9 protein-coding genes are annotated in these 12074 nt (G+C 65.8%); 3 read left to right on the top strand and 6 right to left on the bottom strand.

Annotated features, from left to right (window positions below; genetic code table 11):
• Positions 1-45 precede the first annotated feature (45 nt).
• The 3 genes from pyrH to rpsB all read right to left on the bottom strand — a co-directional run bounded on the left by pyrH (position 46) and on the right by rpsB (position 2879).
• Positions 46-762, bottom strand: coding sequence for a UMP kinase (gene pyrH, locus VSR34_RS27545; protein WP_028211415.1), 717 nt, complete (start codon positions 760-762; stop codon positions 46-48).
• A 268-nt stretch (positions 763-1030) separates the two neighbouring features.
• Positions 1031-1912, bottom strand: a complete 882-nt coding sequence (tsf, locus tag VSR34_RS27540) for a translation elongation factor Ts (protein ID WP_028211414.1) — start codon at positions 1910-1912, stop codon at positions 1031-1033.
• 211 nt (positions 1913-2123) lie between these two features.
• Entirely contained in the window at positions 2124-2879 is a 756-nt protein-coding gene (rpsB, locus tag VSR34_RS27535; protein WP_028211413.1) for a 30S ribosomal protein S2, read from the bottom strand.
• Positions 2880-3302: 423 nt separating this feature from the next.
• Here rpsB and map point away from each other — a divergent pair, with 423 nt between their 5' ends.
• Together map and VSR34_RS27525 are read left to right on the top strand one after the other, a co-directional pair.
• Complete coding sequence (gene map, locus VSR34_RS27530) at positions 3303-4124, top strand: type I methionyl aminopeptidase (protein WP_028211412.1); 822 nt, start codon at positions 3303-3305, stop codon at positions 4122-4124.
• A 307-nt stretch (positions 4125-4431) separates the two neighbouring features.
• On the top strand, positions 4432-7011 hold the full coding sequence (locus VSR34_RS27525; RefSeq protein WP_028231863.1) for a [protein-PII] uridylyltransferase: 2580 nt from the start codon (positions 4432-4434) through the stop codon (positions 7009-7011).
• A 395-nt stretch (positions 7012-7406) separates the two neighbouring features.
• On the opposite strand, the gene VSR34_RS27520 is transcribed toward VSR34_RS27525, so the two are convergent.
• Positions 7407-8156, bottom strand: a complete 750-nt coding sequence (locus VSR34_RS27520; protein WP_342964065.1) for a hypothetical protein — start codon at positions 8154-8156, stop codon at positions 7407-7409.
• On the opposite strand from VSR34_RS27520, the gene VSR34_RS27515 reads away from it, so the two are divergent.
• Complete coding sequence (locus VSR34_RS27515; protein WP_337588020.1) at positions 8130-9032, top strand: pseudouridine synthase; 903 nt, start codon at positions 8130-8132, stop codon at positions 9030-9032. The genes VSR34_RS27520 and VSR34_RS27515 overlap by 27 nt on opposite strands.
• An 80-nt stretch (positions 9033-9112) precedes the next feature.
• On the opposite strand, the gene def is transcribed toward VSR34_RS27515, so the two are convergent.
• Together def and ligA are read right to left on the bottom strand one after the other, a co-directional pair.
• Positions 9113-9646: a peptide deformylase gene (def, locus tag VSR34_RS27510; RefSeq protein ID WP_028211408.1), complete on the bottom strand. Its 534-nt coding sequence runs from the start codon at positions 9644-9646 to the stop codon at positions 9113-9115.
• The gene (ligA, locus tag VSR34_RS27505) at positions 9643-11721 is read right to left on the bottom strand and encodes an NAD-dependent DNA ligase LigA (protein WP_028211407.1); all 2079 of its coding nucleotides are present in this window, start codon (positions 11719-11721) and stop codon (positions 9643-9645) included. The genes def and ligA overlap by 4 nt, the downstream gene beginning before the upstream one ends.
• Positions 11722-12074: the final 353 nt, after the last annotated feature.

Genomic DNA, 12074 nt, shown 5'->3' with positions numbered 1-12074 from the left:
GGTGGGCGGCGCGGCCCGTGTTCGAATCTCTCGTGAGACGAGAGTTTACACGTGGACGAGCGTACCTTCGTCTTCGCCCTGAACAATGCGCTTGAGGGCACCGGGCTTGTTGATCGAAAAAACCCGGATCGGCAGCTTCTGGTCGCGGCACAGCGCGAACGCGGTGGCGTCCATGACCTGCAGGTTGCGGCCAATTGCCTCATCGAAGCTGATCGTCGAATAGCGCGTGGCGCTCGCGTCCTTCTTCGGGTCGGCCGAGTAGACGCCGTCGACCTTCGTGGCCTTCAGCACGACCTCGGCGCCGACTTCCGAGCCGCGCAGCGCGGCAGCCGTGTCGGTGGTGAAGAACGGGTTGCCCGTGCCCGCGGCGAAGATCACGACCTTGCCCTCTTCGAGCTGGCGGATCGCGCGGGGGCGGATGTACGGCTCGACGACCTGGTCCATGCGCAGCGCCGACTGCACGCGCGCCTCGATGCCGGCGTGGCGCATGGCGTCCTGCAAAGCCAGCGCGTTCATCATCGTCGCCAGCATGCCCATGTAGTCGGCGGTCGCACGGTCCATGCCGGCCGCGCCGCCCGCGACGCCGCGGAAAATGTTGCCGCCGCCGATCACGACCGCGAGCTGCGTGCCAAGCCGCACCACTTCGGCCACGTCCGCAACCATACGTTCGATCGTGGCGCGATTGATGCCGAATGCATCATCGCCCATCAGGGCTTCGCCGGAAAGTTTGAGCAGGACGCGTTTATAGGCGGGTGTGGGCATGGAGGTATCCAGAATCGCGCGCAAAGGGCAATAACTTGAAACTGTAGGGGTGAAATACGGCTTCGGGCAAGCGCCGCAGAAATTGCGAAGATTGCCGACGCCGCGCGCGGCGGGGACTGCCTTGCGCGGTGTCGCTACGCTGCCCACCGCGGCGGATTGCTCCGCCGCGATTTACGACTTGTACAAAATGCGAATGCAGACTGCGGTACTGCAACAACTGCGGTTGCCGCCGGCCGCGCAATCCGCGCCCGGGCGGCGATGACCGTCTTTATTGCTGCTTTGCAGCAGCGACTTGCGCGGCCACTTCGGCGGCGAAGTCGTCCTGGCGCTTCTCGATGCCTTCGCCGACGACGAACAGCGCGAACTTCTGCACCGACGTGTTGGCCGCCTTCAGCATCTGTTCGATCGTCTGCTTGTCGTTCTTCACGAACGGCTGGTTCAGCAGCGAGACTTCCTTCAGGTACTTCTGCACCGAGCCTTCGACCATCTTCGCGACGATCTCAGCCGGCTTGCCCGATTCGGCGGCCTTCTGCTCGGCGATGCTGCGCTCCTTGGCGATCAGGTCGGCCGGCACGTCGTCCGACGACAGCGAGACCGGCTTCATCGCGGCGATGTGCATCGCGACGTCCTTGCCCACTTGCTCTTCGGCGCCCGTGTACTCCACGAGCACGCCGATGCGCGTGCCGTGCAGGTACGAAGCCAGCTTGTTGGCGGTTTCGAAGCGCGCGAAACGGCGGATCGAGACGTTTTCGCCGATCTTGCCGACCAGCGCGAGACGCACTGCGTCGACCGTCGAGCCTTCCAGCGGCAGGGCCGACAGGGCTGCGACGTCAGCCGGGTTTTGCGCGGCGACCAGCTGGGCCACCGTGTTCGCGAAAGCGAGGAAGTCGTCGTTCTTGGCGACGAAGTCGGTTTCGCAGTTCAGCTCGACCACGGCGCCCGCGTTGCCGCCGATGAACGAAGCGATCACGCCTTCAGCCGTGACGCGCGACGCAGCCTTGCTCGCCTTGTTGCCGAGCTTCACGCGCAGCAGCTCTTCAGCGCGCGCCAGGTCGCCGTCGGCTTCCGTCAGGGCCTTCTTGCATTCCATCATCGGCGCGTCGGTCTTTGCGCGCAGTTCTGCCACCATGCTTGCGGTAATTGCCGCCATCATTCGCTCCTTGAGTCTGTCAGGTACACGCCGCCGCGCTTTTGGACGCGGCCGGCAGAAATTCGTTTCCGTTTCCGCCTGCGGAGAAACGCTTTCTTACAGCTGTTTCTACAGGGCTACGGTGCCGCATAGATGACGCGGCGACGAAAGTCGCGGCTTAAAAAAAAGGGGCCTATGGAAAGCCCCCTTTTCTTGCCGGACACGGGGCAGCTTACGCCTCCGAATTGACCTCGACGAACTCGTCGTCGCCGTCGTTGCCGCGCGCGGCCGCAACCACGTCGTTGACCGCGTTCGCACGGCCTTCGAGGATCGCGTCAGCCACGCCTTGCGTGTAGAGCGCAACGGCCTTGCTCGCGTCGTCGTTGCCCGGGATCACGTAATCGATGCCTTCCGGCGAGTGGTTCGTGTCGACCACGGCGATCACGGGGATGCCCAGCTTGTTCGCTTCCGTCACGGCAATCTTGTGATAGCCGACGTCGACCACGAAGATCGCGTCCGGAATGCCGCCCATGTCCTTCACGCCGCCGATCGACTTTTGCAGCTTGGCGATTTCGCGTTCGAACAGGAGCGCTTCCTTCTTGCTCATCTTCTCGAGCTCACCCGCTTCCACGGCTGCTTCCATGTCCTTCAGGCGCTTGATCGAAACCTTCAGCGTCTTGAAGTTGGTCAGCATGCCGCCGAGCCAGCGCGCATTGACGAACGGCATGCCGGCGCGCTGCGCTTCCTCGGCGATCGTGTCGCGCGATTGACGCTTCGTGCCGACGAACAGGATCGTGCCGCGGTTGGCTGCCAGTTGACGCACGTACTTCAGCGCGTCGTTGTACATCGGCAGCGTCTTTTCGAGGTTGATGATGTGAATCTTGTTGCGATGGCCGAAAATGAAGGGGGCCATCTTCGGGTTCCAGAAGCGCGTCTGGTGACCGAAGTGGACACCGGCTTCCAGCATTTGGCGCATGGTAACTGCCATGAGAAATTCTCCGCTAGGGTTTGGGTCTGAAGCCGGCTGCCGTATCGTTGCGCCATCCCGGTCTCTTTGGGATCGGCGCGCACGACACCCTGGGTGCGCCGGCTCGCGAGTGTGCTGCCAGGAGAAAATGCTTCCGAATGTTCTCCGTGCGCCCCACCGTGTTCCTGCATTCCCGGCAAGGCGCTCCGCGGCAACGGCGGATTCCGCCGCGACCCATGCAAATATAAAACACATGGGAAGCGACTTAGCCGAAGAGTATAGCACGCAAACGACGCCCCACTCAAGCCAGCTATTACCCGCGGAACAAGGCGCAGATCCTTGCAAGCACGGCGCACCGGACCGCGGCCCGCCTTTTCAAAAGCCAGCGACCGCTTGCATTAGGTGCGATAATTCAATATTCGACTGCATTTTCGGGCGCACACCATGGCCATTTCGATCAAGAACGAACACGACATCGCGCAAATGCGCGTCGCCTGCCGGCTGGCGAGCGAGGTGCTCGATTACATCACGCCGTTCATCACGGCCGGCGTGACCACCGGCGAGCTCGACCGCCTGTGCCACGAATACATGACCAATGTGCAGGGCACGGTGCCCGCGCCGCTCAACTATCAGCCGCCCGGCTACCCGCCCTACCCGAAGGCGATCTGCACCTCCGTGAACGACGTGATCTGTCACGGCATTCCGGGCGACAAGGCGCTGAAGAACGGCGACGCGCTCAATATCGACATCACGGTCATCAAGGACGGCTATTTCGGCGACACGAGCCGCATGTTCATCGTCGGCGAAGGCTCGATTCTCGCAAAGCGGCTCGTGCAGACCACGTATGAGTGCATGTGGCTCGGCATCGACCAGATCCGGCCGGGCGCGCACCTGGGCGACATCGGCCATGCCATCCAGCGTTACGCCGAAAGCCAGGGCTACAGCGTGGTGCGCGAATACTGCGGCCACGGCATCGGCACGGTGTTCCACGAAGATCCGCAGGTGCTCCACTACGGCCGACCCGGCACGGGCATCGAACTCGTGCCCGGCATGATCTTCACCGTCGAGCCGATGATCAACGCTGGCCGCCGCGACATCCGCACCATGCCGGACCAGTGGACCGTGAAGACGAAAGACCGCAGCCTCTCCGCCCAGTGGGAACACACGGTGCTCGTGACCGAAACCGGCTACGACGTCCTGACAGTCTCGGCGGGCACGCCGGCCAAGCCGGCCATCGTCGCGCAAATGGCGGGCACGGCGGCCTGACGGCCAACCGAAAGCTCCGGAAAAGGGCTTCGTGGCGTGATCCGGCGCAAAATGGATGCGGTCGCGAGGTGCACTTGCGCCGCATTCCAGCCCGGTGCAAGCAGGCAGTGCAGGCGGACACGCCGCGCAGCGCCCGCGCAATGACGTAGCGAACGACGGAACATTCAACGAAGCACCCGACGCAGAACCAGCCGACAAACCAACGTGGCGGCAGCGCCGCCCTGACGGGAGCCGACATCCGCGAGCGCGAGGCTTCCCCGCGCGCGACCGGCCACCCGCCCAACCACGCCACACACGATTCCAGCCCATGAGCGCTCCCGCTGTCGCCGTTCCCGATACGTCGTCGCTGAAGTCCGACTACAAGGCCGCCAAGGCCCAGTTGCTCGAGCGATTCAGGACCGCAACCAACGTCGACTCGTTGATGCGCGCCCTCGCCCGCACGACCGACGACACCTTGCGCAGCGCCTGGAACCTCTGCGAGCTGCCGGCGACGCTGGCGCTCGTCGCCGTGGGCGGCTTCGGCCGCGGCGAGCTCGCGCCCTGGTCCGATGTCGATATCCTCGTGCTGCTGCCGGACGACGAGGCGCTCGCCCCGCTCGAAGCACGCATCGAGCGGTTCATCGGGCTCGCATGGGACCTCGGGCTCGATATCGGCAGCAGCGTGCGCAGCGTCTCGCAATGTCTCGAAGAGGCCGCCAACGACGTAACCGTGCGCACGTCCCTGCTCGAGGCACGCCGCATAACGGGTAGCGCAACGCTCTTTGGCGACTTCGCGCAGCGTTACCGCGACGCCATGGATCCGCGCGCGTTCTTCCAGGCGAAGGTGCTCGAAATGCGCCAGCGCCACGCGCGCTTCCAGGACACGCCTTACTCGCTCGAACCCAACGTCAAGGAGAGCCCCGGCGGACTGCGCGACCTGCAACTGATCCTCTGGATCACCGAGGCCGCGGCCTTTGGCAGCAGCTGGAAGGAACTGGATCAGCGCGGGCTCATTACCGGGCGCGAAGCGCGCGAGCTGCGCCGCAACGAAGCGTTCCTCAAGGCGCTGCGCGCGCGGCTGCATGTCATCGCGGGGCGCCGTCAGGACATCCTCGTGTTCGATCTGCAAACGGCCGTGGCCGAGAGCTTCGGCTTCAAGGCAAGCGGCGCGCGGCGTGCGAGCGAGCAGCTCATGCGCCGCTACTACTGGGCGGCGAAGGCAGTCACGCAGCTCGCCACCATCCTCATCCAGAACATCGAGGCGCAGCTCTTCCCGAGCACGAGTGGCATCACGCGAACGCTCTCGGACCACTTCGTCGAAAAGCAGGGCATGCTGGAAATCGTCAGCGACGACGTGTTCGAACGCGAGCCGCACGCGATTCTGGAAGCGTTCCTGCTCTACGAGCAGGTGCCCGGCGTGAAGGGTCTCTCGGCGAGGACCCTGCGCGCGCTCTACAACGCGCGCGAGACCATGGATCAGAACTGGCGCCGCGACCCGGAGAACCGCCGGCTGTTCATGGAGATTCTCAAGCAGCCGGCCGGCATCACGCATGCCATGCGGCTCATGAACCAGACCAGTGTGCTCGGGCGCTACCTGCTGAATTTCCGGCGCATCGTCGGGCAGATGCAGCACGACCTTTACCACGTCTACACGGTCGATCAGCACATCCTGATGGTGCTGCGCAACATGCGCCGCTTCGCCGTGGCCGAGCATGCGCACGAGTATCCGTTCTGCAGCCAGCTCATCGCGAACTTCGAGCGCCCCTGGGTGCTCTATGTCGCGGCCCTGTTCCATGACATCGCGAAGGGCCGTGGCGGCGACCATTCGCAGCTTGGCATGGCCGACGCGCGGCGCTTTTGCCGCGAGCACGACATCGCGGGCGACGATGCCGACCTGATCGTCTGGCTCGTCCAGCAGCACCTGACCATGAGCCAGGTCGCGCAGAAGCAGGACATCACCGACCCCGAGGTCGTGAAGCGCTTCGCGGATCTGGTCGGCACGGAGCGGCGCCTTTCCGCGCTGTATCTGCTGACGGTCGCCGATATCCGCGGCACGAGCCCGAAAGTCTGGAACAACTGGAAAGGCAAGCTCCTCGAAGACCTTTACCGCTCGACGCTCGCCGTCCTTGGCGGCGCCCAGCCCGACGCACATTCGGAACTCAAGACGCGCCAGGAGCTGGCGCTCGCCCTGCTGCGCCTCGAGACGGTGCCGGAGCACGCGCATCGAGCGCTGTGGGACCAGCTCGACGTGGGCTACTTCCTGCGCCACGACGCCGCCGACATCGCCTGGCAAACGCGCGTGCTCTACCGCCACGTCGAGGCGCCGGAACCGGTTGTGCGCGCGCGCCCGTCGCCCATCGGCGAGGCGCTCCAGGTGCTCGTCTACGCGAAGGACCGCCCCGACCTCTTCGCGACGATGTGCGCGTACTTCGACCGCAGCGGCCTCTCCGTGCTCGACGCGCGCGTGAGCACGACACGCCACGGCTATGCGCTGGACAACTTCATCGTCGCCCACACCGAGGGCGACGTGCATTATCGCGATATCGCGAACCTCGTCGAACAGGAACTCGCGGCGCGGCTGAGCGCCACCGGCAAGGCACTGCCCGAGCCGTCGAAGGGACGCCTTTCGCGCCTGTCGCGCACCTTCCCGGTGACCCCGCGCGTCGACCTGCGCGCCGACGAGCGCGGCCAGTACTACATCCTGTCCGTGTCGGCGAACGACCGGCCGGGCCTCCTCTATTCCATCGCACGCGTGCTCGCCGAACACCATGTCGGCGTCCACGCGGCGCGGATCAATACGCTCGGCGAACGCGTGGAAGACGTGTTTCTGCTCGACGGCTCGGGACTGTCCGACAACCGCCAGCAGATTCGTGTCGAGACCGAATTGCTGCGCGCCATTGCAGTGTGAATGACCCAAGCGAAATACCCAGATCCATGCGAGCCAAACTGACAGCCAAACATCCGCGTCCGACCACTCCGGAACGCGCCCCCGTCCGCCGCGGCAGCACGACCGCGCGTAAGCCGGTGCGGCCGGCTGAGGTGCGGCCGGCTGAGGTGCGGCCGGCTGAGGTGCGGCCGGCTGAGGTGCGGCCGGCTGAGGCGCGGCCGGCATCGGCTTCCAAAACGGGGGCGGCGAAGCCCGCGCGCACCTCCACCGGCCGCACGGCGACGCGCAGCGCCGATGCGCGCCCAGGCGAACGCCCGGCGCGGCCGGCGACGACGCGCGAGCGCGACAGTTCGAGCCGCCCGGCGCGGCCCGCTCGCGAAGGCGGCTTCGGCGACGACCGTCGCCCGGCGCGGCGTTCAGCCGATGAACCACGAGGCTTTGCGCGTGGCCGTGAAGAAGGCAGCGAGCGACGTTTTACGCGACGCACGGAAGGCGATGACCGCCGCCAGCCGCCCAGCCGCGACGAAGGTGGTGAGCGACGTTTCGCGCGACGCACCCAAGGAGACGAACGCCGCCCGCCGCGCAGCCGCGAGGAAGGTGGTGAGCAACGTTTCGCACGGCGCGCCGAAGGCGACGACCGCCGCCAGCCGCGCACCCGCGAGGAAGCTGGTGACCGACGTTTCGCGCGACGCACGGAGAGCGATGATCGCCGGCCGCCCCGCAGCCGCGAGGAAGGCGGTGAGCAACGTTTCGCACGGCGCGCCGAAGGTGGTGACCGGCGCTTCGCACGCCCCGCCGAGGGCGGCGACCGTCGCCCGCCGCGCAGCCGCGACGAAAGCGGTGAGCGACGCTTCGCAGGCCGCGCCGAAGGCGACGACCGCCGCCCGCCGCGCAGCCGCGAGGAAGGTGGTGACCGACGTTTCGCGCGCCGCACGGAAGGCGACGACCGCCGCCCGCCGCGCAGCCGCGAGGATGGTGGTGAGAGACGCTTCGCGCGACCCACGGAAGGAGACGACCGCCGCCCGCCGCGCAACCGAAGCGAAGGCGGCGAGGAGCGCTTCACACGTCGCACAGACAGCAACGACCGCCGCCCCGCACGGGGACGCGACGAGGGTACTGAGCGCAGTTTCGCGCGCCCGGTGAAATCCACCCGGAGCGACGACCATCGAGTTGGCGGCGATCGCAAATCCGCCCGCCCCGTCAAGTCGGCCGACAAGCCATTACGCCGCAGCGACGACGCCGGATCGGCGCCGCGCCGTGCGCCGCGGGAAGAAGTCGACGGCGACAACACGCTGCGCCTGTCCAAGCGCATGTCCGAACTGGGCCTGTGCTCGCGCCGCGAAGCCGATGAATGGATCGAAAAAGGCTGGGTGTACGTCGATGGCGAAGTCGTCGACACCCTCGGAGCCAAGGTCACGCCCGATCAGCGCATCGAGGTCGACCCGGCCGCGCTCGCCGCTCAGGCGCGCCAGGTGACGATCCTGCTGCATAAGCCCGTTGGCTATGTGTCGGGCCAGGCGGAGGACGGCTACGAGCCCGCCGCCACGCTCGTCACCGGCGAGAATCATTGGGAAGGCGACCGCTCGGGCATTCGTTTCTCGGCAAAGCATCTGCGCACGCTCGCGCCGGCTGGGCGGCTCGACATCGACTCGACGGGCCTGCTCGTGCTGACCCAGGACGGCCGCGTGGCCAAGCAGCTGATCGGTGAGAGCTCGGACATCGACAAGGAATACCTCGTACGTGTCACCTATAACGACATCGACACGGAAATCGATCAGCACTTCCCGGCTGAGCTGCTGGCGAAGCTTCGCCACGGCCTGTCGCTCGACGACGTGCCGCTCAAGCCAGCCCAGGTGAGCTGGCAGAACGGCGAGCAGTTGCGCTTCGTGCTGCGCGAAGGCAAGAAACGCCAGATCCGCCGCATGTGCGAACTCGTCGGCCTCAAGGTGGTGGGTCTCAAGCGCGTGCGCATGGGCCGCGTGCTGCTCGGCGCCCTGCCGCAGGGCCAATGGCGCTATCTGGCGGCTGACGAAGCGTTCTGACGCGACTCCGCCGCAAACACCGCGCCGAATGAACAAACGGGAGCCATCGGGCTCCCGTTTTTCTTGAGAAGATCCGACGTTCAGTCGTCTCTGCTCGGGTCGAGTTCCGGAAACAGCACCTCGGTAAAGCCGAACTTCGAGAAATCGGTGATGCGCATGGGGTACAGCTTGCCGATCAGGTGGTCGCATTCGTGCTGGACGACCCGCGCGTGAAAACCCTCGGCCACGCGCTCGATGGGCGTGCCGTACTGGTCGAAGCCGTTGTAGCGGATCATCGAGTAGCGGCTTACCGCGCCCCGCATGCCCGGCACCGAAAGGCAGCCCTCCCAGCCCTCTTCCATGTCGTGCGACAACGGATGAATGACCGGGTTGATGAGCACCGTTTGCGGCACCGCCGGCGCCTCGGGATAGCGCTCGTTTTGCTCGAAACCGAAGATCACCACCTGCAGGTCCACGCCGATCTGCGGGGCAGCGAGGCCCGCGCCGTTCGCCGCATGCATGGTGTCGAACATGTCGGCTATGAGTTCGTGCAGCTCGGGCGTATCGAAGTGATCGACCGGCTTTGCGATGTTGAGCAGGCGCGGATCGCCCATCCTGAGAATTTCGCGAATCATGTCGTTTGCCCCTCCAGGAGCTTGCGCATTCCTTCTTCGTCGAGCACCGGCACACCAAGTTCCTCGGCTTTCGCAAGCTTGCTGCCCGCGTCGGCGCCCGCCACCACATAATCGGTCTTCTTCGACACCGAGCCGGCCACTTTCGCACCGGCTGCCTCCAGCATCTCCTTCGCCTCGTCGCGCGCGAGCGTGGGCAGCGTGCCGGTGAGCACCACCGTCTTGCCTGCCAGCACGCCCACGGGCGCCCTCGGCGCGGGCGGACCTTCCGCCCATGTTACTTTGCCCGGCGCACGCAGTTGCTCGATCACTGTGCGGTTGTGCGCTTCCGCAAAGAACTCGTGAATGGCGAGCGCGACGATCGGCCCGACATCATTCACTTCGAGCAGTTCCTCGACCGAGGCGTTCATGATCGGATCGAGCGAGCCGAAATGCTTCGCAAGGTCTTTGGCCGTCGACTCGCCCACGTGCCGGATGCCGAGGGCGTAGATAAAACGCGCAAGCGTCGTGGACTTGGCCTTTTCGAGCGAATCGAGCAGGTTCTGCGCCGACTTGTCCGCCATGCGATCGAGTTGCGCGAGCGTGCCGAAGCCGAGATTGAAAAGATCTGCGGGCGTGCGCACGAGGTTCTGGTCGACCAGCTGGTCGATGATCTTCTCGCCCAATCCGTCGATGTCGAGCGCCCGGCGCTGGGCGAAGTGCCACAGTGCCTGTTTGCGCTGCGCCGGACAGAAGAGGCCGCCCGTGCAACGCGCGATCGCTTCGTCCGGCAGGCGCTCGATGCGCGAACCGCACACAGGGCAGGCGCTCGGCATCACGAACTCGCTGGCGTCGGCAGGACGCCGGTCGAGCAGCGCACTGACCACTTCGGGAATCACGTCGCCCGCGCGGCGCACGATCACGGTGTCGCCGATGCGGATGTCCTTGCGGCGCACTTCGTCTTCGTTGTGCAGCGTGGCGTTGGTCACGGTCGCACCGCCGACGAACACCGGCTCGAGCCGCGCGACCGGTGTGATGGCGCCGGTGCGGCCCACCTGCACGTCGATCGCCAGCAGCTTCGTGAGCGCTTCCTGGGCCGGGAACTTGTGGGCGAGCGCGAAGCGCGGTGCGCGCGAGACAAAACCGAGCGCGTCCTGCTCGTCGCGGCGGTTCACCTTGTAGACCACGCCATCGATGTCGTACGGCAGGCTCTCGCGTTTCTCACCCACGGCGCGGAAAAATTCGAGCAGACCTCGCGCACCCTTCACGACCGCGCGCTCGGAATTCACCGGCAAGCCCAGTTGCTCGTACCAGTCGAGCAGCTCGCTATGAGTGGCCGGCATCGGCTCGCCCTCGAGCACGCCAATGCCATAGGCGAAGAACGATAGCGGCCGCTGCGCCGTGATTTTCGGATCGAGTTGCCGCAGGCTGCCCGCCGCAGCGTTGCGCGGATTCGCGAATTCCTTCTGGCCGGCGTCGCGCTGCCGCTGGTTCATGCGCTCGAAGTCGCGGCGGAACATCAGCACTTCGCCGCGTACGTCGAGCACCTTCGGCACGTGCTTGCCCTTCAGGCGCAGCGGCAGCGAGCGAATCGTGCGGACGTTCTCGGTGACGTTCTCGCCGGTCGTGCCGTCGCCGCGCGTGGACGCCTGGACAAATACGCCATCGACATAGCGCAGCGAGATGGCGAGACCGTCGAACTTGAGTTCGCACGCATACTCGACCCCGGCGGCATCGACGGACTGGGTGCCCCCGATCTTGCCAAGCGCATCGGCCACGCGCTTGTCGAACGCGACGATGTCGTCGTCGGCGAAGCCGTTGTTGAGCGAGAGCATCGGCACGTCGTGCACCACGGGCTCGAAGCCCGCGGCCGCCTTGCCGCCCACTCGCTGGGTAGGGGAATCAGGCGTGACGAGATCCGGGTGCTCTGCCTCGAGCTGCTGGAGTTCGCCAAACAGCTTGTCGTATTCCGCGTCGGGCAGTTCCGGCTGGTCGAGCACGTAGTAGGCGTGATTCGCCCGCTCGAGTTCGGCGCGCAACCACGCCGCGCGCTGCGCAGCGGTGACATCTTCGGGAGGACGGGCGGGGGTACGGACCATGCCTTGGGCAACTCGCTTGGAAAAGATTTCGGACGTCAGATTATCTCAGGAAGCGGCGCGTGTCGCATCGGCCGAACGGCCAGCTTCGTGCGTCGCCGTACGGCCCTACCGATGGTCCTGGCCGAAAGGCTAACGCTGCATCGATGCCGTTGACGCCCGGGCCCGGTGATGCGAACTTGAGTGCACCGCAACACGCTGCCGGCAACGGCATCCGGGCCACCATGAACCATCGCCACGACCTGCCCGCGCCGCTTCCTGAGATAATCTGACGTCCGAAATCTTTTCCAAGCGAGTTGCCCAAGGCATGGTCCGTACCCCCGCCCGTCCTCCCGAAGATGTCACCGCTGCGCAGC

The sequence above is a fragment of the Paraburkholderia sp. JHI2823 genome, from assembly GCF_038900695.1.
GTDB lineage: Bacteria > Pseudomonadota > Gammaproteobacteria > Burkholderiales > Burkholderiaceae > Paraburkholderia > Paraburkholderia mimosarum.
The sequence above is the reverse complement of the archived record's forward strand: the minus strand, read 5'-3'. Positions and strand labels throughout refer to the sequence as shown.

Bases quoted from the DNA above. Each gene is read 5' to 3' on its own strand.
- ligA (WP_028211407.1), bottom strand. From the start codon at position 11,721: ATGGTCCGTACCCCCGCCCGTCCTCCCGAAGATGTCACCGCTGCGCAG.
- tsf (WP_028211414.1), bottom strand. From the start codon at position 1,912: ATGGCGGCAATTACCGCAAGCATGGTGGCAGAACTGCGCGCAAAGACC.
- def (WP_028211408.1), bottom strand. From the start codon at position 9,646: ATGATTCGCGAAATTCTCAGGATGGGCGATCCGCGCCTGCTCAACATC.
- pyrH (WP_028211415.1), bottom strand. From the start codon at position 762: ATGCCCACACCCGCCTATAAACGCGTCCTGCTCAAACTTTCCGGCGAA.
- map (WP_028211412.1), top strand. From the start codon at position 3,303: ATGGCCATTTCGATCAAGAACGAACACGACATCGCGCAAATGCGCGTC.
- VSR34_RS27525 (WP_028231863.1), top strand. From the start codon at position 4,432: ATGAGCGCTCCCGCTGTCGCCGTTCCCGATACGTCGTCGCTGAAGTCC.
- VSR34_RS27520 (WP_342964065.1), bottom strand. From the start codon at position 8,156: ATGGTCGTCGCTCCGGGTGGATTTCACCGGGCGCGCGAAACTGCGCTC.
- rpsB (WP_028211413.1), bottom strand. From the start codon at position 2,879: ATGGCAGTTACCATGCGCCAAATGCTGGAAGCCGGTGTCCACTTCGGT.